Here is a 22918-nt window from a genome sequence, read left to right on the forward strand (position 1 = left end):
CGGGGGTCGCTGAGCGGGTTCGCGCCGTCGAGCGATTAAGGTTCTGCGTCATGTCGCGCCGCTCGCTGTCCCGCTAGGGGGTGTGTTCCATCTCTGATCGTCGTCACTCGCGCCAGCTGTCCTGCCTGTGGTGTGGGCGGGAAATCGTGGAGTCCGAGGCCGGCCGTCGCCGCCGGTACTGCCGCCAGTCCTGTCGCCAACGCGCCTACGAAAACCGCAACAGTCTCAAAGGGACCGGCATCCCCGACGACTCCGTCGTCCTCAGCGCCCAAGAGGCCGCCGACCTGGCCGACCGCTGGTTCGCCGCCCGCTGCGCCGCCGAAGACGTCGCCACAGCCATCGAAGAGGGCGCCAGCCCCGACGAACTCGCGATGCTAGGCAAAACCCTCCTCGAACTAACCCGAGACGCCGAACGCCTACGCTGACCTCTTGCCGAATAGCCCTGGCAGACAACCGACTTGACGTACGAAACGTGCTCCTGACGCATGTTGCAGCATCAGTCAAGAGCACGTTTCCTACGTCAAGTGCGATGTGGGGAGAGCTGGACGCTGGAGGTGACGCGGGCCCGTTGCTCACGGTCGAGGGCCGGTGGCAGGCAGCTGACTTGACGTAGGAAATGTGCTCCTGACGCATGTTGCAGCGTCAGTCAGGAGCACGTTTCCTGCGTCAAGTGGGGCGGGGAGAGCTGGAGGGGGCGTGGGCCAGTTGCTCAGAGTCGAGGGGCGGGGCAGACGGACTTGACGTAGGGAACGTGCTCTTGACGCATGTTGCAGCGTCAGTTAGGAGCACGTTTCCTGCGTCAAGTGGGGTGCTAGACCTTGGGGTGGAGGTTTGGGGTGGTGGTTGCCAGGTGGAGGGGGACGAGTTGGGCGTTCGGGGTTGGATGGTCGGGGGTGAGGTTTGGGGTGGTGTGGGCTCGCCAGTAGATGAGGGCGAGCAGTACGGCGACGCCTGCGGTGAGTCCGGCGAAAGCGGTCAGGGTGGTGGTGTCTGGGTGGATCAGGGGTTGGGCGCGCATTGCCTGGGTGAAGACGATGGCCACCAGGCCCGTGTAGCCGAGGGCGAGGACGCCGATTATCGCGGTGCGGGTGCGTTCGGGGCGTAGCCAGGGGTAGCGGGGGGCGAGCCAGGAGAGGATGACTACGGCGAGTAGTAGGACCTGGATGGCGTGTAGGCCGAGGAAGTGGGGGATTCGGAGGTCGCCGCCGATGGTGCTCCAGTGGGTTAGTGGCATGCCCGGTGCGGCGTCGCGGGGGGACAGGTCGCGGGTTGCGGGGTCGATGACGGTGTGGCCGGCGACCAGCTTGACGATGTTGCCGTCGGAGTCGCGGACCAGTTGTTTGCCGGTGAAACCCATCAGGTAGCCGATCATCATCGCGACGACCGACAGGAACAACCCGGCGTGGATCGCCCGTGCGGTCGGCCGATCCACCAGCTGTTGCCAGCACAGGATCAGCGCGATGATCAGGGTGGTCAGGAACAGTCCGGGCACGCCCGACTGGAACACCAGCTGCCCGATCTGGTTCACCGCGTCGGTCTCGGTGTTGTAATGGCTGAACGTGCCGCGCGCGGCCTGTAGCGCGATGAATCCGACATCGATGAACCCGGCCACCGCGAACACCGTGCCCAACCACCAGGTCGCGCGACTTCCCTTGTGCGGCAACGACAACAGCCACGCCAGCGTGAGCCCGTACATGGCGAACGCGAAACCGAACTTCATCGGCTTCAACCAGACCGACTCGCCGAGCAGCATCCGGTCATCGACGAACATCGCCACCATCGAGAACACGACCAACGCGATCATCGTGAGCGTCATCCACGTCAGCGGCCGATGTAGCCGGGCAGCGGCGTCGACCAGCGCACCACGGCGGCGATGCCGCGCCGACGACCGACTATCGAGTGAGGCCGCGAAATGTGTTGTTGGCATGCATCGAAGGTAGAAATCGGCACCCCCGGAACACGTCCCGCCGCAGCACTATTCGCGTCTAGTACCGGAGTACTGACCCGGCGACGAACTCAGGTTGCCGGTCCCCGGCGGCGAAGTGTTTGTGGGCCGCAGAGCAGGAACCGGCGCCCTCGGAATACGTCCTGCCGCAGCCGCACCGTCACCAGAACCGAGCTTGCCCCGCGAACTCGTCAGCGCTCTCGCACCTAGCGCCCAGGTACTACTCCACGGACGAATCACCTCGGCAGCGCGGTCCGCTTCGAATCCCCGCTGATCGGTGCGACTTCCATTGGGCCCGCCGCAGCTCGGCCAACCGCGGATTCCGACCCGCCTACGGCTCACACGAGGCTCGAATAGGCTGCTCGCCATCGCCCCACGGGCAATAGCGGACTATTGAGTGCGGTCATGGCGCCGTATCACCGGCTGCAGGCATCCGCAGCGCCGCGATGTGTTCGGCCGACAGCGCCGCCGTCCCGCCCGGCGCGCTTCATGAATTGCCCAGCAGCCGATACGTCTGACCGCACGATCCCGGCGGACTGAATCGGCGGCCGGGCTCTGCAAGCCCGGCCGCCGACTACATCAGATGGCGGGCAGGCTGGCGTCCGGGAACGAGTGGTGTTCGTGCGAGACGATCCAGCGTCCGTTTTCCTTGCGCAGGCCGAGGGTGAGGCGCAGGCGGCGTCCCGGGTCCTTGGCGAAGTCCTCGGCGGTCCCACACAGCAGCAGGGCGTGTGCGAACGCGACGTCGGCTCCGGCGGTGACGTCCAGCGAGACGATCTCGAATGTCGCGCCCTGCGCTTGCCACTCGAAGAAGCCCGGCCAGGCGGCCTGGTAGGCGTCGATGCCGCGCAGGCCCTCGTTCGGCGGCGGGACATCGAACATGACGATGTCGGGGGCGTGGTCGGCGAGGACGGCGGCCAGGTCACCAGCATGTACGGCGGCGGCCCACCGCTCGATCAGAACCCGGATCGTCTTCTCGTCGTCCGACATCGTTCATCGTCCCTTCATGCGGCGCCTCACCAGTACGTTCGGCATCTAGTGAGCCTGCCGAAAACGCGCATGGGGCGCAATGGAATCCACGGCATATGTGAGATATCCCGACCGCAACGGCCGGGTTTCTCCTGCTATTCCACTGCGGCCGGGGCGAGGGTCGAGCGCTTGCGGCCGTATCCGAGGTAGACGGCGAGGCCGACAACCACCCACACCGCGAACCGCACCCAGGTCAATCCGTCCAGCGTCGTCGCGAGCAACACGCACCCGATGAGCGCGAGCACCGGAACCACCGGCACGAACGGCGTGCGGAACGGCCGCTCCCGCTCCGGCTCGGCCCTGCGCAACACCAGCACACCGACGCACACCACCGCGAACGCGGACAACGCACCGATATTCACCAGCTCCACCACGATGTCGATGGGCAGCAACCCGGCGATCGTCGCGCAGAACACACCGAGCAGCAGCGTCAGCCGAACCGGCGTAGAACTCTTGCCGGTCTGCGCAAGACCGTAGGGCAGCAATCGATCTCGGCACATCGCGAACGCCAGTCGCACCTGCGCGTAGACGATCATCAACAAACCCTTGGTCAACGCGATGATCGAGGCGACCACGATGACATTGCCGATCCAGCCGATCTTCAACCCCTCGAACGCCGTCGCGATCGGCGCCCCGTTGTTCAGCGATGCGAACGGCGCGATACCGGTCAGCACGGCGCTGACCAGGGCGTATAGCACGGTCGCGACGAGCACCGTGGCGATGATGGCGAACGGCACGTCCCGGCGCGGATTGCGCGCCTCCTCGGCCGAGGCCGCCACCACATCGAACCCGAGGAACGCGAAGAACGCGATCGCCGCGCCGCCGACGACGCCGCTGAAACCGAAGGGCGCGAACGGAGTCCAGTTGTTGACATCGATATGCGGCGCACCGACCGCGACCACCAGCACCAGTACGCCGATCGTCACCCCGACCAGCACCTTGGTGATCCGCGCGGTCAGCGACACCTCGCCGACCAGCACCGCGACGATCACCCCGATGATCAGCACGGCAGGCAGATTCACGATCCCGCCCTCGCCCGGCCCCGCCGCGATGGCCTTCGGCACGGTGATCCCGAAGATCGAATCCAGCGCCGACACCGTGGTCCCCGACCAGCCGATCGCGACCGCGGCCCCCGCGATCACGAACTCCAGCAACAGATTCCACCCCACCAGGAACGCGGGCCCCTCACCGAGCGTCGCGTAGGTATAGGTGTAGGCACTGCCGGACACCGGCACCATCGCCGCCAGCTCGCTGTAGCAGAGCGCGACCAGCACGCACACCGTCCCGGCCAGCAGGAACGACAGCACGATCGACGGCCCGGCCTTCTCCGCCGCGGCCACCCCGGTGATCACGAAGATGCCCGCGCCGACGATGGTGCCGACGCCCATCGCCGTGAGGTCGATGCGGCCGAGTCTGCGCGCCAGCGTGGGCGCTCCGTCGGTCGTCGCGGTATCGGGCAGGCGGCGACGCCAGCGCTGGGCGGCGGAGGTGGTCATGACTCCCTTATGAGCTCGTCTAAACGTCCAGCCTGGGAGCCGGACAATAGATCATTCTCGTTGAAGTGAGTCAGTCACCGTTAACTGGGTGCAACTGGGTAAAGCGCCCTGCTCGAGTTCCCGCCGCCGAAACCGCAGGTGAACCGGGTTCAGGAACTCGAACAGGCGTATTTGGGTCAGCTGCTGGACGACGCCGCGAAGGGAGTCGCGACCGGCACGGCGGCCGGACGAGACGGGTGGCTCCACAGTCCCTTGCGCTCCAGGATCGGCAGCACGCCCTCGCCGAACCAGTACGCCTCCTCCAGGTGCGGATACCCGGACAGGATGAAGTGGCTGATACCAAGCTTCGAGTACTCGACCAGCCGCTCGGCGACCTCGGCATGCGAGCCGACCAGCGCGGTGCCCGCGCCACCACGGACGAGGCCGACCCCGGCCCACAGGTTGGGCGCGATCTCCAGCCGATCGGTGCTGCCGCCGTGCAGCTCGGACATCCGCCGCTGCCCCTCCGACTCGCTTTTCGCCAGGCTCGCCTGCACCCGCTCGATATCGGCGGGATCGATGCCCTGCAGCAGCCGATCGGCCTCGGCCCACGCCTCCTCGGAGGTGTCGCGGCTGATCACGTGGATCCGCAAGCCGTAGTCGAGGACGCGGCCCTGATCGACGGCCAGGCGCCGGATCCACTCCAGCTTCCTGCTCACCGCGAGCAGCGGCTCACCCCAGGTGAGGTAGGTGTCGGCGTAGCGGGCCGCGACCGGTCCGGCCGGCGCGGAGGAGCCGCCGAAGAACACCGGCGGGATCGGGTCGGGCCGGTTGCTCAGCTGTCCGTTGCGGACGTGAATGTGCTCGCCCTCGAAGGTGATCGGCTCGGGCGAGTTCCACAGCTCCCGCACCACATGCAGGAATTCGCCGGTGCGGGCGTAGCGCTGTTCCTTGTCCAGGAAGTCGCCGTAGGCCTGCTGTTCGTGCGGTTCGCCGCCGGTCACCACGTTCAGCAGCAGCCTGCCCCGCGAATGCCGCTGGAAGGTGCCCGCCATCTGCGCGGCCAGCGTCGGGCTGATCAGGCCCGGGCGCAGCGCGACCAGGAACTTCAGCGTCTCGGTGGTGTCCACCATCATCGCCGTGGTGAGCCAGGCGTCCTCGCACCAGGTTCCGGTGGGGGTGAGCACCGCCTCGAAGCCGTTGTCCTCGGCAGCCGCGCCGATCTGATTCAGGTAGCGCAGCGTCGCCGGGCGGTCACCGGACATGAAGGTGCCGTGCCCGCCCGCGACCAGGCCGCGCGAATCACCGTAGGTGGGCAGGAACCAGTGGAAGGACAAAGTCATGGTGCGCCAACTCCTCAGGAAGCGGGGAACAGGTCATTGAAACGGGTGTCGGTGAAGTCGGTGATGTTCACCTTGCCGGGGATGAGCCCGGCGCCCGCGAACGCGTCGGCGACATCTTGCTCGGCGGCGATGGCGGCGGGATCGAGCGGATGGTTCTGGTAGCGGCCACGTTTCACGACGGTGAGGATCACGTCATAGGGCAGTCCGGTGAGTTCGGCGTAGGTCTTCGCCCACTCCTCGGGATGATCGTTCACCCAGTTGTGCGCTCGGCCGATCCGGGCGATCAGGTCGCGCAGTGCGGCGGAGGTCGCCTTGCTCTCCAACGCCTTGGTACCGGCGACGAAGAAGGCATCGCCTGCGACATATCCGGTGCCGCTCACCAGGATTCGCGCGTTCGACTGTTGTTCGGCCTGCGCGGTGTACGGGTCCCAGATGGCCCAGGCGTCGACTCGGCCGGTGGTCAGCGCGGCGAGCGCGTCCGGCGGCTGCAGGTACTGCGGCTCGACCTGATCCCACTTGATGCCCGCCTTGTTCAGCACCGCGAGCAGGTGGTGGTGCGCCGAACTGCCCTTGGCGACGGCGATCTTCTTGCCGCGCAAGTCTTCCGGGGTGCGCAGCGGCGAATCCTTGGGCACCACGATGGCCTGGCCTTCGGTGCCGCCCTGGTAGCCGTTGACGATCTTGATCGCCGACTTGGCCGCGGCCGCGAACACCGGCGGGGCATTGCCGACGCCGCCGATATCGACCGCACCGGCGTTGATCGCCTCCAGCATCGGCGGGCCGGACTGATACTGCGACCAGGTGATCTTGTAGGGCGTGTTGTTCAGCTCACCCGCGGCCGTGAGCAGCGCCTGCAGCCCGGTGCCCTTCTGGTCGCCCGCGTGCAACGTCACCTGGGACAGGTCGATGGAACCGTCCGAGCGCACCGCCTTGTCGTCGGCCTTGTCGGACCCGCAGGCCGTGCCGACCGCCATGACCAGGGCGAGAGTCGTTGCGAGCAGCAGCTTTCTGGCTTTCACGCGGTTCCTTCCGGTGCTACGCCCAGTTCGGCGAGCAGTGTGTTGCGCAGGGAGAGCAGGTGTGGGTGGTCGCCGCGGCGCGGGCGCGGCAGGTCGATGCGGGACTCGTGCGCGATGCGGCCGTCGCCGAGCACGAGCACCCGATCGGCCAGTCGCAGCGCCTCGTCGACGTCGTGGGTGACCAGCAGGACGCCCGGCTTGCGGCGCTGCCACAGGTCGATGACCAGGCGGTGGATGGTGATGCGGGTCAATGCGTCGAGGGCACTGAAGGGTTCGTCGAGCAGCAGCAGATCCGGCTCGCGGACCAGGGCGCGGGCCAGGCTGGCGCGTTGTGCTTCGCCGCCGGAGAGGGTGAGCGGCCAGGCGTTCGCGCGTTCGTCGAGGCCGACCTCGGCGAGCGCTGCGCGAGCGGCCGCCTTCGGGTCGTCGTGCCGCAGGCCGAGGAATACGTTGGCCAGCACGCGTTTCCACGGCACGAGGCGTGGTTCTTGGAAGGCCACGGCTATGGTGCCGTGCGTGGTGAGCTCGCCTTCGACACCACGATCGAGGCCCGCGAGCGCACGCAGCAAGGTGGACTTGCCCGAACCGCTGCGACCGAGCAATGCGACGAATTCGCCTGGGGCGATGTCGAGATCGAGTCCGTCGAGGACGCGGCGACCGTCGAAATCGCGGATCAGGCCGCGCACTCGGGCAACCGGTGTCTCGTCCGCAGAAGTCGCTGCGGCCGAATCGACTTCGGCGGCAGTCTTAACCGAAGTTGTTACGACGGTGTCCCTACCGTTCGTGGTCGTTCCGGAGCGGGCCGATGTCGTTTCGGCACTTACCGTTTCGATCAGCTCTTCGGTGATCACTGTCCCAGGAATCCGCGTCGCCATGCCAGCGCCTTCCTCTCGATCAATCGGACGAACGCGTCGGTCAGCAGACCGAGCACGCAGTAGACGAGCAGCCCGACGACGATGATGTCGGTGCGCAAGAACTCGCGGGCGTCGTTGATCAGAAAACCAAGTCCCGCATCGGCATTGACCTGCTCGGCGACGATCAACGCCAGCCAGGCGATACCGAGCGATTGGCGCAGCCCGACCAATATCTGCGGCAGGGCGCCCGGCAGCACGATGTGCCCGATGACGGCGATCCGGCCGAGTTGCTGCACCTGCGCGAGCTCGGCCAGTTTGCCGTCGACCCCACGGATCCCGGCGAACGTGTTGAGGTACAACGGAATCGCCGCGCCGAACGCGACGAGCACCACCTTCGGCAGCTCACCGATCCCGAACCAGAGGATCAGCAGCGGAATCAGCCCGTAGAACGGCACCGTCCGCAGCATCTGCATCGGCGGATCGACCACGTACTCACCGACCGTGCTCAACCCGGCGACAATCGCCAGGCCGATCCCGAGGACCGCGCCGATCACGAATCCGGTCGCTGCCCGGCCGAGCGACACGGTGATCGCCTCCTGCAGCGTCCCGGCGCGCAGCAGATCTCCGGTGGTCCGCAGAATCGTTATGGGCGAGGCCAATAGGCGTTCCGGCAGCACCTCGGTGACGCTGGCCAGCTGCCACGCCAGCACGATGATCAGCGGGCTGACCACCCGCAACCAGGTCTTGCGTGGCCGCCACCGAGCCGCCGACCGAACCCGAATCGGTGTCGGCTCCAAGACAATTGATGACACGCGACACCTCGGGTAGGGGACAAGATCCGCGCAGCGCTGCTGAGCACGCCGCAGTCATCCATGCTGTGCCCGCGGCGCGGCGGAGTCACCGGTTGAAACCAGCGAGGTTTTAATTGACGCGCGATCACCGGCATGTTTTCAGCTATCATCACTAGACGTAACCGCAAATAACACGTACCCTCGGCGGAAACCTCGGTCGATGGTGATCGAGGCGTGACCAGACGAAACGAGTTCCTCAATGACGCGGCATGTCGACGTACTGATCATCGGCGCCGGCCTCTCCGGCATCGGCATGGCCTGCCACCTCACCCGCGAGCAAACCGGGCGTAGCTACGCGATCCTGGAGCGCCGGTCGGCCATCGGCGGGACCTGGGACCTGTTCCGGTACCCCGGCATCCGCTCCGACTCGGACATGTTCACCTTCGGCTACGGCTTCCGCCCGTGGACCGGCACCAAGGTGCTGGCCGACGGGCCGCACATCCGCCAGTATGTCGAGGACACGGCCATCGAGTACGGCGTCAAGGAACACATCCACTTCGGCCGCAAGGTCACCACCGCCCGCTGGTCCAGCGAGGCGGGCATCTGGACCGTTGAGGCACTCGACGAGCAGACCGGCGCCACCGAGACCTTCACCAGCAACTTCCTCGCCGGCTGCACCGGCTACTACGACTACGACAACGGCTACCGGCCGGAATTCCCCGGCGAGGCGGACTTCGGCGGGCGGATCGTGCACCCGCAGCACTGGCCCGAGGATCTCGACTACCGCGGCAAGCGGGTCGTGGTGATCGGCAGCGGCGCCACCGCCATCACCTTGATCCCGGCGATGAGCAAAGACGCCGCGCACGTCACCATGCTGCAGCGCTCGCCCACCTACATCACCGCGCTGCCCGCCGACGACCCGGTCGCCGTCGGCATGAAGGCGGCCCGGGTACCGGCGAAGGTGGCCTACCGACTGGGCCGCGCCCGCAATATCGCGTTGCAGCGCGCCAGCTTTCAGCTGTCCCGCACCAATCCTGGCGCCTCGCGCAAGGTGCTGCTCAGCGCGGTGCGGATGTGGCTCGGCCCGAACATTGACATGCGGCACTTCACCCCGTCCTACGACCCGTGGGACCAGCGGCTGTGCGTCGTGCCGAACGGCGACCTGTTCAAGGTGCTGCGCAGTGGCAAGGCGTCCATCGTCACCGACCGCATCGAGACCTTCACCGAGACCGGCATCCGGCTCGCCTCGGGCGAGGAACTGGCCGCCGACATCGTGATCAGTGCTACCGGCCTGCGCGTGCAGATGCTCGGCGGCGCGACCCTCGAACTGGACGGCGAGCCGGTGGTCACCCGCGACCGCGTCGTCTACAAGGGCGCGCTGCTCGACAGCGTCCCGAACGCGGTGATGGTGCTCGGCTACACCAACGCCTCCTGGACCCTCAAGGCCGATCTTGCCGCCGAGTACTTCTGCCGCGTCCTCAATCACATGAAGTCGCACGGTTATACGAAAATGGTTGCGGTGGCCGAAGAAGGCGACCGTTCCGCCGATTCGGTCATGGGCGGCGCGCTGAGCTCCGGCTACATCCAGCGCGGCGACGCGGTGATGCCCCGACAGGGCACTCGCGGGCCGTGGCAGGTCATCAACAACTACTTCCGCGATCGCAAGATGCTCCGCAAGGAGCCGATCGAGGACGGCGTCCTCACCTTCACCCGCGCCGCGGCCGAAACCGAGGACCGCCCGCTAGCCGCCACCCGCACCGCCTGATTGCGGCGGTTCGAGCACGCGCAGGTAGTGGTCGAGTTGGGTGGCGGCGCTGAGCATGGCGCGGCCTTGGGCGGTGAGCTTTCGCTGCCAGTCGGCCAGGGCGGCGGTCAATGCGTCTGTGCCGCCTGCTGTTCGGATCTGCTGGATCACGGTGCGGATGTGGTCCAATGGGTAGCCGCCGCGGCGGAGTAAATCTATGAGGTGGGCGTCGCGGATGTCGGTTGCGTCGTAGTGGCGGTAGCCGGTGGCCGGATCGCGAGTCGGGGCGAGAATGCCCGCGGTTTCCCAATTGCGCAGGGTCGCAGGGGTTACCCGGAGTTGGTGCGCGAGTTCGCCGATGGTTCGGGTTTCGCTGGATAGGTCTGCGGTCGCGTCGGACTCCGCTGTCAGGTGAGCTATCGCCTTCCGCACTGCATCGAGCGTCGCCCTGTCCTGGAGCAATTGACTGTGGCCGCGATCGATGGTCACCAGGACGCCGTCGAGTCCATCATTGTGGAGTGCGTTCATGATCTGGCCGCTGGCCGCGTGCCCGTATGCCGGGATCAGCGCGAGGTAAGTGCGCAGTGCTGCCGCATGCACCTCGGTGTAGATCCGGTAGCCGCTGGCTGTGCGTTCGGCGGGCGGGATGCACCCGTCCTGCTCGTAGTTGCGGACAGCTTGGGTCGACAGGCCGTGCTCGCGGGCTAGGTCGGCTGGTCGCAAGGTGATCACCGGTTTGAGACTTTACCGCATCGCAGAGTGGTCGATCGTGGAAAAGTCTCAACCGAGCTTTCAACGATACGATTCAGACACATGAGTCAGAACATTCGAGACTTCGTACCCGCATCATGTGACCTGGTAGCACTCGGCGAGCCGACCCACCAGGAACCAGCCTTCCAACTGGTCCGCAACGAACTGTTCGCGCAATTGGTCGGCCTAGGCTTCCGCTCGATCGCCCTCGAAACCGATCGCATCGCCGCGCTCACCGTGAACGACTATGTCCAAGAGGGCATCGGCAGCCTCGACACCGCGATGAGCGAGGGTTTCACCCACAACTTCGGAAAGCTCGACGGCAACAGGCAATTGGTCAGCTGGATGCACGAATACAACCAGCACCGGCGGCCGGAAGAGCGAATCACCTTCCACGGCTTCGACACTCAAACCGAGAACACCACTGCGCCCAGCCCACATGCCTACCTCGAATACGCCCGCGACTACCTGAAATTCGACATCGACATCGCGAATCTCGTAGGTGTCGACGAACTTTGGAATCGCGAGGAGGTAATCCTGGACGCAACCAAGTCGATCGGCGCCACCCCCGAGGCCGAACGGCTGCGAGTGATCGCCAACAACATGCTCACCGCGCTCGAAACACGCGCACCAGAACTGATCGCGGCCACCTCACCCGCCGAGTGGCACCGGGCCAGAACATATCTCACCGCCGGAATCGGTCTACTCCGCTACCACAAGCAGGCGGCCCGCCAGCTCGATCTGAACGCACGGATATCCCTACTGTCTGGCACCCGAGACGCACTCATGGCCCAAAACCTCCTCGACATCCGCGCCCTCGAGATCCGCCGCGGACCGACTCTGGCCCACGCCCACAACTTCCACCTGCGCCGAAACCCGGGCACCATGCACACAGCAGGCCTGATACTCGACTGGGTCTGCGCCGGCGCCCTGGTCGGCGCACTGCTCGGCCAGCAATACACCTTCATCGCAGCCACTCTGGGCCGCAGCGAATCCCTCGGAATCCCGGACCCCGAACCAGATACCTACGAGGGCCAACTCCAAAGCCGCATCACCACCTGGGGCCTGACACCCGCCGCCACAATCACCCCCGCCCGAACCCGCGCCGCCACCCCGCCGGAAAAGGGCTACTTCCCACTAGACCAGGCAACCCTCGACACCGCCGACACGATCCTGCACATCAGCACATCTACTTAACGACCTTGCCCAGCACCCACAACAGGGCTGCCACGACAACACACACGACCACGTCGAATGCCAGATCGGCGCCGGTCGGCCGGAGGATCAGAAATTGGTCGATGGCATAGCCCGCCAATGCGCCCGCATAGCAGGCGAGGCGATGCCGTCCGCCGAATCCAGTGCGGCTCAGCCATCTTCGGACCAGCAGCACACCGCCCGTGAGCAGCAGAAGATAGCAGAGCGCTATCGCCGGAATCGACAGCTCGCCACCCGCGACCCGGCCGATACCCAACCATGCCGAGGAACCGGTCAGCGCGACCAGTCCGACCAGCGCCGCGGTGGGCGCGGGCGCGGCGACCGATTCGTCGCGCCCGCGCAGTGTCGTCGTGCTCCACCATCCCGCCGCCAGCAGCGCTGCGGCCACCACTGCTACGCGGAGGGAGCGCGCAGGTATCGGCCTAACGTCATCGAATACGGGTTCTTGGTCCGCTCGTACGGACCGGTAGGTCCCTCGACAGCTCGGCGCGCACCGTTACGCGCGCACCTCATTTTTTGATCATTCGCCTGCTCGCGAACGCGCAGCTGCATCGCAAGAGGTTTCACTATCGTGGGCGGTGTGACCCTCTTCCCCGATGGCCCCGGTCCAGGTGAGCGGTCCAGTCCTGGTCGATTCCTGTTGTGGTTGGTGGTCGGTCAACGACGACGGGTCGCGCTTGGGGCGACGTTGGGGAGTGCGTGGATGGTGACGCTTGCGGTGCCGCCGTATTTGTTGTCTCGCGCGATCGATGATGGCTTGGCCACCAAGAACCTTGGGGCGCTTACCGGTTGGGTGGTGGCGTTGTTCGGTATCGGGGTGGTCAACGCGGGGCTGGGCATCGCGCGTCATCGAACGATGTCGAAAATACGGATGGAGGCGGCTTTTCGGACGGTGTCGGCGACCGTTGAGCATTGTGTTCGCCTGGGCGCGGGTCTTTCTCGTCGAACGACCGCGGGGGAGGTGGTGGCGATCGGCAGCGGCGATGTTCAGGTGATCGCTCAGTCGCTGACTATTACCGGCCCCGGGGTCGGTGCCGCGGTCGCCTACATCGTGGTCGCCGTGGTGCTGTTTTCCATCTCACCGCTGCTCGCGGCGGTGGTGCTGGCGGGGGTGCCGTTGCTGGTGCTGACCGTTGGGCCGCTACTGCATCGGATCGAGCGGACGAGTGCCGGCTATCGCGAGCGGCAGGGCGCATTGACCACCCGGTTGGTGGATGTGTTGAACGGGCTCCGGGTGCTGAACGCCCTCGGCGGCAAATCCGTGTATGCCGCTCGCTATCAACGCGATTCGCACGATCTGGTGGCACAGGGCTACCGCGTCGGAGTGGCCGCGAGTTGGGTCGACGCGCTGGCCAAGGGGCTGCCCGCGGCCTTCCTTGCGGTCGTCACGTGGCTGGGTGCCCGGATGGTGGCCGAGGGTTCGATCAGTGTCGGCGGTCTGGTCGCGGTGTATGGGTACACCGCGATGCTGGTCGTTCCGGTGGAGTTCTTCATCGAGGGTGCGGGTGATCTGACCCGCGCCCGGGTTGTTGCGGGGCGCGTGATCCGGTTGCTGTCGCTGCCACCGGATCTGCCCGTCGACCGTGACCAGGTGGGCGCTCCTGAGGCGTCGTCGATGCTGCGAGATCCTGCCTCCGGCGTCGAATTGCGGCCCGGGATGTCGACCGCGATCGTCAGCAACCGCCCGGCGGAGAGCGCGGCGATCATCGATCGGATCGGCGGGTTCACCAAATCGGACGTCACCTGGGCCGGCATCGACTTGGACGTCATCGCCACCCACCAGCTCAGGCAGCGAATCCTGGTGGCGGACAACGATGCCTATCTGTTCACCGGCAGCGTCCGCGATGTTGTCCGCGGCCGCCACGAGGCCGACGACGATCGACTGCACCGAGCACTGCACATCGCGGTGGCCTCGGACATCGTTGACGCCCTGCCCGATGGTCTGGCCTCGACGATCGATCCCCGAGGCGGGAATCTGTCCGGCGGGCAACGCCAACGGCTTCGGCTCGCGCGCGCCGTCTACGCCGATCCCGAAGTATTGCTGGCAGTCGAACCGACCTCGGCCGTGGACGCGCACACCGAGGCCACGATCGCGCAGCGGTTGCTCGCCGCGCGGCGTGGGCGAACCACCGCGGTGACCACGACCTCCCCGCTCCTGTTGGCGCACACGGAAACCGTGGTCTATCTGGTCGACGGCATCGCCGCGGCAACGGGCACTCACCATGAGCTCCTGGCGACCGAGCCCGGCTACCGCGCCCTGGTGACGCGTGGCGAGCAGGAGGCGCGATGACGACCCCGCTCCCGGTCGCGGGCGCTGCCCAGATCCGGCATGCCGCAGTCAACGAGATCCGCACGGACAGAAGGGCATTCGCTGCGGTTCTGCTGCTCAACGCGCTGGCGGTGGGTGTCGGCCTGGTCGGTCCCTGGTTGCTCGGCAAGATCGTGGACGCGGTCGGCAAGGCACCGGCGCGGGAAGCGGTCAGCACTGTCGACCGGCTGGCCCTGGTCATCCTGGTCTGTACGGTCGCGCAAATCGTGGTGACCCGATGCGCCCGATACGTGGGCTACCGCTTCGGCGAGCGCACCGCGGCGCGCATTCGAGAACGTTTCCTCGATCGTGTCCTCGCGTTGCCCGCGGCAGTGGCCGAACGCAGCTCCGACGGTGACTTGATCGCCCGGGGCACCACCGACGCGCCCACCATCGCCTTCGCGCTGCGAACCGCCGCGCCGGACATTTTCGTCGCGGTCATCCAGGCCGCCTTCATCATCGGCGCGGTAGTGGTGCTCAACCCGGTCCTCGGGCTATCGAGTCTGAGCTGTCTGTTCGTCGCCACCGTCGCCGTGCGGTGGTATCTGCGCCGATCCAGCGCCGCGTATCTCGCCTCGGCGGCCGCCGATTCCCAGCTGGCCGAAATCCTGGCAACCAGCGTCGCCGGAGCGCGGACGATCGAGGCGCTCGGCCTGGCCGAAAACCATGCTATGGCAACCGCCTCCGTGATCGATACCGCGCGCCGCGCACGATTGGCGACCTTGCGACTGCGCTCGGTGCTGTTCCCGGCCTTGGATGTCTCGTATGTGCTACCGCTGGTTGCCGTGCTGCTGATCGGCGGTGTGCTGCACAGCCGCGACGCCGTCAGCCTCGGCACCGTCGTCGCGGCGGCGGTGTACTTGCGACAACTGATCGGGCCGCTGGACACGGCCATGCTGTGGATCGACGGGGTGCAGAGCGCAATCGCGTCCTACGCGAGGTTGGCGGGACTCTCGTCCACACCTACTGCGCGCCAGGGCATCTCGGATGAGCCGACGGACAATCGGATCCGGATCGTCGATGTGAGCTACGCCTACGACCGTGGCCGTGACGTGCTGCACGGCGTCGAGCTCGACATCGAACCGGGGGAGCGCCTCGCCGTCGTCGGCACCTCCGGCGCGGGCAAGTCCACCCTCGCCCGGCTCCTCGCGGGGATCGACACACCGCGGACCGGCGCGATACATGTTGGCGGCGTGCCGATCTCGGGGTTGGACCCGGATCGATTACGTCACCATGTCGCCCTGGTCACCCAGGATCAGCACGTATTCCACGACACCGTCCGCGGAAATCTACTCATCGCCAGGCCGGACGCCACCGACGCACAGCTACGCACCGCACTCGCCGCCGTCGGTGCCGACTGGGTCGACGATCTGGCAGACGGCCTCGACACCCACCTGGACGGCACCCAATACCTCCTCGATGCCGCACAGGCGCAACAGCTTTCGCTGGCGCGCGTGGTTCTCGCCGACCCGCACACCGTCGTGCTCGACGAAGCGACCGCGCAAATGGACCCGACGTCGGCGCGAAACACTGAGCGAGCACTTGCCGTTGTGCTCGAAGGACGCACGGTCATCGCGATCGCCCACCGACTGCAGACGGCACACGACGCGGATCGAGTCGCCGTGATGGCGGCCGGCCGGATCATCGAACTGGGCACCCACGACGATTTGATCGCACGCGAGGGCACCTACGCCGCCCTATGGCACTCGTGGCACGGTGAAAAGAGACGCTAAGAGCAACTGCCGCTTGATATTCGGCGGAGTCGGCTACCCGGGCTGGGGATTCACCTGGAGCCCGTCGACGATGAGATCGAGGATACGCGCGGCCCGCTCGGCACCGCCGTTGTCGGGATTGATGCGCCACAGCACGCTCAGCTGCAGCAGTACATCCTCGGGGTCGAGGTCGGGCTTGAGCGAGCCGTCCGCGATGCCGGGTGCGAGCAGCAGCGCGATCGCACCGACGAAGGGCCGGTAGTACTCGTCGTCGAGGCCGCCGTTCGTTGCCGCGTGAATGACCTCGGCGACACCGTATTTGAGCTGTCCGTAGCGGGCGACCTCGTCGAACCATAGTCGCAGCGCGGTCAGCGGCGGATGCGCGGCGAGCAAGGTCGGGGCCAGGTCGATGAGTTCCTGGATGTCGTGGCGATAGAGCGCGACGATGAGCGATTCCCGATTCGGGAAGTGCCGGTACAGCGTGCCGATGCCGACGCCGGCCTGTTTGGCGATGGCCGTCAGCGACGTGCCGCCGGAAGCGGCGAACGCGTCCCTGGCGGCGACGAGGACGCGTTCACGGTTGGTGCGGGCATCAGCTCTGGCCTGCTTCGGCGTGTTCACCAATGGTCGCGCTCCATATCCATCACACTGTGCTATCCATCAGACTTTTGCTAAACGGAGGGCCCTCCGTTATGGTGGTAGCCATTGGCGGAGGGGTCTCCGTTTCATTCTCGCACAAGCGTTCCGAACACATTGGAGGACGACGATGGGTGAGCTGGTTCTGGTTACCGGGGGAAGTGGTTACGTGGCGGGGTGGTGCATCGTCGAGCTGCTGGAACGCGGCTACGACGTGCGGACGACCGTGCGTGGCAAAGACAAGGAAGCCGCGGTCATTTCGGCCGTGTCCACGGCGGTCGACCCGGCTGGGCGGCTGACCTTCGCCGTCGCCGACCTGACCTCGGACGACGGCTGGGCGGCCGCGGTCAAGGACGTCGACTATGTGCTGCACGTCGCCTCACCGCTCGGCCGCAACTCCGACGATGTGGACGCGCTGATCGACGCGGCACGCGGCGGCGCGCTACGAGTGTTGCGCGCGGCCACCGAGGGCGGGGTGAAACGCGTGGTGCTGACCTCGGCGGCGAATGCCTCGAGCCCCTCGTCCTACGCGACCGACGGCATCACCGACGAGACGTTGTGGACCGATCCCGAGGATCCGACGCTGATCCCGTACCGCCGGTCGAAGACTCTCGCCGAGCGCGCGGCCTGGGACTTCATGGCCGACTACGCCGGACCGACCGAGCTCACCACCATCCTGCCCGGCGCGGTCTTCGGACCCATCCTCACCACGGGCACCACCGGATCCGTCGACATCGTGGCCCGCATGGTCTCCGGCAAGCTGCCCGGAGTCCCGCGGATCGGACTCGAGATCGTGGACGTTCGCGACCTCGCCGACATCCACATCAAGGCCATGACCGACCCCGCCGCCGCGGGCGAACGTTTCCTCGCCACCGGCGAATTCATGTGGATGCGCGACATGGCCCGCACCCTGCACGACGGCCTCGGCTCGCGCGGCAAGCAGGTCTCGACCCGTCAGCTGCCCGACTTCGCCGTCCGTCTCGCCGCCCGCCTCAGCGACGCGTCGCTCGGCGAAGTCATCCCCGCCCTCGGCCGCCGCAACCGGCACAGCACCGACAAGGCGAAGCGGCTCCTCGGCTGGGAACCGCGCCCCGCCAACCGGGCCGTACTCGACTGCGCCAACAGCCTGATCGAACACAACGCCGCCTGACCCTTCACCCGTAGCCGCCCCTACCTGACATCGCCTGCAGTGTTGACAGTTTCGGGCGGCTCGCGTGAAGCGTTGATGCGTAGCTCAGATCGCTCGCCAGCGGCCGATCGGTCGCGGTACATCCGGTGAGTTGGAAGTCCAGCCAGGTCCCGTTCGCCGTGCACTCGGCATGCGGGAGACTGGCGGCATGCGCGTGGTGGTGGTCAACCGGGGTGAAGTGGCGGTTCGGGTTTTGCGGGCCGCCCGGGAGCGTGGGTGCGCGACGTTGGCGGTGTATACCGCTGATGAGCGGGACGCGCTGCATGTCCGGTTGGCGGATGATGCGGTGCAGTTGCCGGGGACGGGTGCCGCTGCTTATCTGGATGTGAGTGCCGTGGTGGCGGCGGCCCGTAAGGCCGGGCCGGGTGCGCTGGTGCATCCGGGGTACGGATTCCTCAGTGAGAGTGCGGATCTCGCCTCCGCCTGTGCGGCGGCCGAGCTGGTTTTTGTGGGTCCGGGGCCGGACGTGTTGCGCACGTTCGGTGACAAGGTGGCTGCGCGGGCGGCAGCGGAGCGGGCTGGGGTGCCGGTGCTGGCGGCGACGTCGGCGGCCGCGGGGGTCGGTGAGATGGCCGCGCTGCTCGCCGGGCATCCGGATGGCGTGATGGTGAAGGCCGCGGCCGGGGGCGGCGGGCGCGGGATGCGGGTGGTGCGGGAGTTGGAGTCGCTGGGGGAGGCGTATGAGCGGTGTCGGGCGGAGGCATTGGCGGGGTTCGGGGATGACACGGTGTACGCGGAAGCGCTGGTGGCCGATGCGCGGCATATCGAGGTTCAGGTGGTGGCGGACGGTGTTCATGCCGTTGCCGTCGGCGACCGGGATTGCAGTGTGCAGCGGCGGCAGCAGAAGCTGATCGAAGTGGCGCCCGCGCCGAATCTCGCTGTGGCGCTGCGGGAACAGCTGCAAGCTGATGCGGTGCGGCTCGCCGAGTCGGTGGGCTGTCGCGGGGTGATCACCGTCGAGTTCCTCGTGCGTGGTGATGAGGCGTGGTTCCTCGAGGTGAATCCGCGACTGCAGGTCGAGCACACCGTCACCGAAGAGGTGATGGGGGTGGATCTTGTCGCGATCCAGCTGGATCTGGCGCAGGGGCGCACCCTCGCCGACCTCGAGTTGCCCGCTGGTGCGCCGCGTGGTTACGCCGTGCAGGCCCGGGTGAACGCCGAAATCCTCACTGCCGGTGGCGATGTGCTGCCCAGTACCGGCACGGTGACGCAGTTCGCCGCGCCGACCGGCGTCGGTGTTCGGGTCGATACGGCGGCCTATGCCGGTATGCGGCAAGGGGCGCAGTTCGATTCGCTGCTGGCCAAGGTGATCGCTCGCGGTCCGTCGTATTCCGCAGCGCTGCGCCGTTGTTCGGACGCATTGGCCGAAACCGTCGTGGTCGGCGTCGATACGAACGCGGCACTGTTGCGGGCGGTGCTGGATCAGCTGTCCGATGGCGCCACCGTCTCGACCGAGTGGTTCGAGCGGAACCTGCCCGAACTCGTCGCTCGGGCAATCGATTACGCGCCCGCACCGCATCTCGAGCCGACCGTCACCGTCGTCCAGGATTCCGTCGACCTGCAAGACGACGAACATACACTGCGCTCACCCATGGGTGGCACGGTGGTCAGCCTGGTCGAACCCGGCACCGTCGTCGCGGCCGGTGCCGAGGTCGCCGTCCTGGAAGCCATGAAGATGCAGCACGTGCTGCGCGCCGAGCAACCGCTGCGCGTCCGACGGCACGTAGCTGCACCCGGTGCGACGGTGGATCCACATGCGCCTCTACTGATTTGGACAGAGGCCGAGCACGACGGGGCCGTCGCCGACATCGCGGCGATCGACCTCGACGCGGTCCGCCCGGATCTGGCCGAAGTGCGTGAGCGGCACCGCGTCGGCCTCGACGAGGCCCGGCCCGCCGCCGTCGCCAAACGCCACCGACTCGGCAGACGCACCGCCCGCGAGAACATCGCCGACCTCGTCGACGAGGACAGCTTCGTCGAATACGGCGGTCTGGCCGTTGCCGCCCAACGACTGCGCCGCAGTCCAGAGGACCTGATCGCGAATACCCCCGCCGACGGCTTGATCGGCGGAGTCGCCACCATCAACGCCGACCGCTTCGGCGCCGACCAGACCCGCGTAGTCGTGATGTCCTACGACTACACCGTTTTGGCGGGCACCCAGGGCTACCGCGGTCACGCCAAGTCCGACCGCATGCTGGAAATGGCCAGCACCCAACGCCTTCCGGTGGTCTTCTTCACCGAAGGCGGCGGCGGACGTCCCGGCGACACCGACACCGCCGGCATCTCCGGCCTCGACTTCACCACCTTCCGCGCCATGGGTGCGCTGTCCGGTCGAGTCCCGTTGATCGGCATCGTCTCCGGCCGCTGCTTCGCGGGCAACGCCGCCCTGCTCGGCATGTGCGACGTCGTGATCGCCACCCCCGACGCGAACATCGGCATGGGCGGCCCCGCCATGATCGAAGGCGGCGGCCTCGGCGTGTACGCCCCCGAGGACATCGGCCCCATCGAGGTCCAGCGCCGCAACGGTGTCGTGCACATCGTCGCCGCCGACGAAGCCGAGGCTGTTCGCATCGCCAAGCGATACCTCGCCTATTTCCAAGGCCCAGTGGATGATTGGACCGCACCGGACCCACGCCTGGCCCGCCATGTGATCCCGGAGAACCGGCTGCACGCCTTCGATATCCGCGCCGCGATCGATGCTGTCGCCGACCTCGACTCCGTCCTCGAGTTACGCGCCGACTGGGCCGTCGGCATCGTTACCGCCCTGATCCGCGTCGAGGGACACCCCTACGGCCTCATCGCCAACAATTGCCACCACCTCGGCGGCGCCATCGACGCCCCCGCCGCCGACAAACTCAGCGCCTTCCTGCGCCTGTGCGGAGCACACCACCTGCCCATCGTCTCCCTCTGCGACACACCAGGTTTCATGGTCGGCCCCGACGCCGAAAAAGACGCCACCGTAACCAAATTCAGCCGCCTCTTCATCGACGCGGCCGCCCTATCCGTCCCCTGGGGCACCATCATCCTGCGCAAGGGCTACGGCCTAGGCGCCCAAGCCATGGCCGCAGGCTCCTTCGCCGCCCCCCGCTTCGTCATCGCCTGGCCCACCGGCGAAATCGGCGGCATGGGCCTGGAAGGCGCTGTCCGCCTTGGCTTCGCCAAAGAACTCGCCGCCATCGAAGACCCCACCAAACGCCAGGAAGCCTTCGACAACCTGGTAACCCTCGCCTACACCACCGGCAAAGCCCTGACCGCCGCCACCTTGCTGGAACTAGACGACGTCATCGACCCCACCGACACTCGCCGCTGGATCCGCACCCTCCGCTAACCCCACCACAACCACCCCGCTGCCCCCTCCATGCTGCGCACGTTTCATCAGCACGCGCACAGTATCGCTGGCAATTCATTGCGCAGGAACCCAATTCGTGCGCAGCACACAACACCGTGCGCGCCGCGAAACGCGCTTGCCGCGTGTGACTTGTCGTGCCGCGCGTGTGCTGTCAGGCCGCGTGCGATATTGCTGGCAATTCATTGCGCAGAAACCCAATTCGTGCGCAGCACGCAACACCGTGCGCGCCGCGAAGCGCGCTTGCCGCGTGTGACTTGTCGTGCCGCGCGTGTGCTGTTGTGCCGCGTGTAACTTGTCGTGCCGCGCGTGTTCTGTCAGGCCGCGTGCGATATTGCTGGCGAATTGATGCGCGGGGCGAGGAGTTGTGCGCGGCAGTGCTATCGGAGGGCGGTTTCCAAGGCTTCGACGAGGTTGTGGGCGCGTCGGTCGAGGGTGCCTTCGACTATGTGGTTGGTGACGTAGGCGAAGGCGATGTTTCGGGTGGGGTCGGCGTAGCCGAGGGAGCCGCCGCGGCCGGGGTGGCCGAATGAGTTCGGGCCGCCGAGGGTTAGGTCGGCTATGGGGAGCATGAAGCCGGTGGCGTAGCGGTCCGGCAGCATGATGACTCGGTCGATGCCGCTGGTTTGTTCGTGGATGGCGGCGGCGAGGGTGTCTGGGGTGAGCAGTCGTTTGCCGTCGACTTCGCTTACCAGCGATGCATATAGCCGGGCCAGGCCGCGGGCGGTGCCGATGCCGTTGCTGGCGGGTATTTCCGCGGCTTGTACGGCGGGGGAGTTGAAGTCGATGTCCGGTGGGTCGGTGATCTGGAAAGCTCGGTTCGTCAACGATTGCGGGTCGCGCATCGCGGCGACCATCGGACGGATCTCCTCGGGGATCATTTCGTCCGGCACCGAATCGAGGTCCGGCTTCGGCGCGAACACCAACCGGCTGACCCGATGCTGTTCCGCGGCAGGCAAACCGATGAAGAAGTCGATGCCGTACGGCCCGGCGATCTCCTCGGCCAGGAACTGCCCGACGGTACGTCCGGTGATGCGGCGGATCACCTCACCGACCAGATAGCCGTAGGTCCGTCCGTGGTAGCCGTGGTCGGTGCCCGGCGTCCAGTTCGGCGTTTGCGCGGCCAGCGCGTCGACCATCGGCGTCCAGGCCAGCGCCTCCGCCAGCGGCACCGGCTTATCGATCGCCGCGAGACCGGCCTGATGAGTCAGTAACCAGCGCACCGGAATCTCGGCTTTCCCCGCCGCCGCGAACTCCGGCCAGTACTGCGCGACCGGTGCGTCGAGGTCGAGCTGACCGCGTTGGACCAGCAGGTGGGTCGCCGCCGCGACCACACCTTTGGTCGCCGAGTAGACCAGCTGCAGCGTGTCGCGCTCCCACGGCCGCCCGCTGTCGGGATCGGCGAGCCCGCCCCACAGGTCCACCACCGGCTGCCCGTCCCGATACACGCACACGGCCGCCCCGATATCGCCTTGATCGGCGAAATTCGCGGCGAAGGCCGCCCGGACCGCCTCGAACCCGGGCGCCACCGTTCCGTCAATGCTCATGTAACCCAGCATGTC

The 22918-nt window shown here is 66.9% G+C and carries 18 protein-coding genes; 7 read left to right on the forward strand and 11 right to left on the reverse strand.

Annotation, left to right across the window (positions count from 1 at the left end):
* Positions 1-89: 89 nt before the first annotated feature.
* Complete coding sequence (locus ACIBK2_RS32165; protein WP_396973060.1) at positions 90-425, forward strand: hypothetical protein; 336 nt, start codon at positions 90-92, stop codon at positions 423-425.
* 386 nt (positions 426-811) lie between these two features.
* Here ACIBK2_RS32165 and ACIBK2_RS32170 read toward each other — a convergent pair whose 3' ends face one another.
* The 7 genes from ACIBK2_RS32170 to ACIBK2_RS32200 all read right to left on the reverse strand — a co-directional run bounded on the left by ACIBK2_RS32170 (position 812) and on the right by ACIBK2_RS32200 (position 8396).
* The gene (locus tag ACIBK2_RS32170) at positions 812-1927 is read right to left on the reverse strand and encodes a hypothetical protein (protein WP_396972691.1); all 1116 of its coding nucleotides are present in this window, start codon (positions 1925-1927) and stop codon (positions 812-814) included.
* A gap of 597 nt (positions 1928-2524) precedes the next feature.
* The gene (locus ACIBK2_RS32175) at positions 2525-2935 is read right to left on the reverse strand and encodes a YybH family protein (protein ID WP_396972693.1); all 411 of its coding nucleotides are present in this window, start codon (positions 2933-2935) and stop codon (positions 2525-2527) included.
* Positions 2936-3069: 134 nt separating this feature from the next.
* The gene (locus tag ACIBK2_RS32180; protein ID WP_396972695.1) at positions 3070-4470 is read right to left on the reverse strand and encodes an APC family permease; all 1401 of its coding nucleotides are present in this window, start codon (positions 4468-4470) and stop codon (positions 3070-3072) included.
* A 176-nt stretch (positions 4471-4646) separates the two neighbouring features.
* Entirely contained in the window at positions 4647-5792 is a 1146-nt protein-coding gene (locus ACIBK2_RS32185) for an LLM class flavin-dependent oxidoreductase (protein WP_396972697.1), read from the reverse strand.
* 14 nt (positions 5793-5806) lie between these two features.
* A complete protein-coding gene (locus tag ACIBK2_RS32190) occupies positions 5807-6811 on the reverse strand; it encodes an ABC transporter substrate-binding protein (RefSeq protein ID WP_396972698.1) in 1005 nt (334 codons plus the stop codon).
* Positions 6808-7686, reverse strand: a complete 879-nt coding sequence (locus tag ACIBK2_RS32195) for an ABC transporter ATP-binding protein (RefSeq protein WP_396972699.1) — start codon at positions 7684-7686, stop codon at positions 6808-6810. Before ACIBK2_RS32195 ends, ACIBK2_RS32190 begins: the two co-directional genes overlap by 4 nt.
* A complete protein-coding gene (locus ACIBK2_RS32200; RefSeq protein WP_396973062.1) occupies positions 7659-8396 on the reverse strand; it encodes an ABC transporter permease in 738 nt (245 codons plus the stop codon). The genes ACIBK2_RS32195 and ACIBK2_RS32200 overlap by 28 nt, the downstream gene beginning before the upstream one ends.
* Positions 8397-8715: 319 nt before the next feature.
* Between ACIBK2_RS32200 and ACIBK2_RS32205 the strand changes: the two genes are divergently transcribed.
* Positions 8716-10221 (forward strand): flavin-containing monooxygenase, encoded by a 1506-nt coding sequence (locus ACIBK2_RS32205; RefSeq protein WP_396972701.1) that lies wholly within the window; start codon positions 8716-8718, stop codon positions 10219-10221.
* On the opposite strand, the gene ACIBK2_RS32210 is transcribed toward ACIBK2_RS32205, so the two are convergent.
* Positions 10198-10932, reverse strand: coding sequence for a TioE family transcriptional regulator (locus ACIBK2_RS32210; protein WP_396972702.1), 735 nt, complete (start codon positions 10930-10932; stop codon positions 10198-10200). The two genes, ACIBK2_RS32205 and ACIBK2_RS32210, sit on opposite strands and share 24 nt — an antisense overlap.
* Before the next feature lie 81 nt (positions 10933-11013).
* Between ACIBK2_RS32210 and ACIBK2_RS32215 the strand changes: the two genes are divergently transcribed.
* A complete protein-coding gene (locus tag ACIBK2_RS32215; protein WP_396972703.1) occupies positions 11014-12147 on the forward strand; it encodes an erythromycin esterase family protein in 1134 nt (377 codons plus the stop codon).
* Here ACIBK2_RS32215 and ACIBK2_RS32220 read toward each other — a convergent pair.
* Positions 12140-12553, reverse strand: a complete 414-nt coding sequence (locus ACIBK2_RS32220; RefSeq protein ID WP_396972705.1) for a hypothetical protein — start codon at positions 12551-12553, stop codon at positions 12140-12142. The two genes, ACIBK2_RS32215 and ACIBK2_RS32220, sit on opposite strands and share 8 nt — an antisense overlap.
* 315 nt (positions 12554-12868) lie before the next feature.
* Here ACIBK2_RS32220 and ACIBK2_RS32225 point away from each other — a divergent pair, with 315 nt between their 5' ends.
* Both ACIBK2_RS32225 and ACIBK2_RS32230 read left to right on the forward strand, forming a co-directional pair.
* Positions 12869-14455 (forward strand): ABC transporter ATP-binding protein, encoded by a 1587-nt coding sequence (locus ACIBK2_RS32225; RefSeq protein ID WP_396972707.1) that lies wholly within the window; start codon positions 12869-12871, stop codon positions 14453-14455.
* Positions 14452-16206 carry an ABC transporter ATP-binding protein gene (locus tag ACIBK2_RS32230; protein ID WP_396972709.1) on the forward strand — a complete coding sequence of 585 codons (1755 nt, stop codon included), beginning with the start codon at positions 14452-14454 and terminating at the stop codon, positions 16204-16206. The genes ACIBK2_RS32225 and ACIBK2_RS32230 overlap by 4 nt, the downstream gene beginning before the upstream one ends.
* 33 nt (positions 16207-16239) lie before the next feature.
* Here ACIBK2_RS32230 and ACIBK2_RS32235 read toward each other — a convergent pair whose 3' ends face one another.
* Complete coding sequence (locus ACIBK2_RS32235) at positions 16240-16806, reverse strand: TetR/AcrR family transcriptional regulator (RefSeq protein WP_396972711.1); 567 nt, start codon at positions 16804-16806, stop codon at positions 16240-16242.
* Between the two features lie 145 nt (positions 16807-16951).
* Here ACIBK2_RS32235 and ACIBK2_RS32240 point away from each other — a divergent pair, with 145 nt between their 5' ends.
* Positions 16952-17971, forward strand: coding sequence for an NAD-dependent epimerase/dehydratase family protein (locus tag ACIBK2_RS32240; RefSeq protein ID WP_396972713.1), 1020 nt, complete (start codon positions 16952-16954; stop codon positions 17969-17971).
* 187 nt (positions 17972-18158) lie between these two features.
* The gene (locus ACIBK2_RS32245) at positions 18159-21338 is read left to right on the forward strand and encodes a carboxyl transferase domain-containing protein (RefSeq protein ID WP_396972715.1); all 3180 of its coding nucleotides are present in this window, start codon (positions 18159-18161) and stop codon (positions 21336-21338) included.
* Positions 21339-21736: 398 nt separating this feature from the next.
* On the opposite strand, the gene ACIBK2_RS32250 is transcribed toward ACIBK2_RS32245, so the two are convergent.
* Positions 21737-22903 carry a serine hydrolase domain-containing protein gene (locus tag ACIBK2_RS32250; RefSeq protein ID WP_396972717.1) on the reverse strand — a complete coding sequence of 389 codons (1167 nt, stop codon included), beginning with the start codon at positions 22901-22903 and terminating at the stop codon, positions 21737-21739.
* Positions 22904-22918 lie beyond the last annotated feature (15 nt).

This window comes from Nocardia sp. NPDC050175, assembly GCF_044459885.1.
GTDB lineage: Bacteria > Actinomycetota > Actinomycetes > Mycobacteriales > Mycobacteriaceae > Nocardia.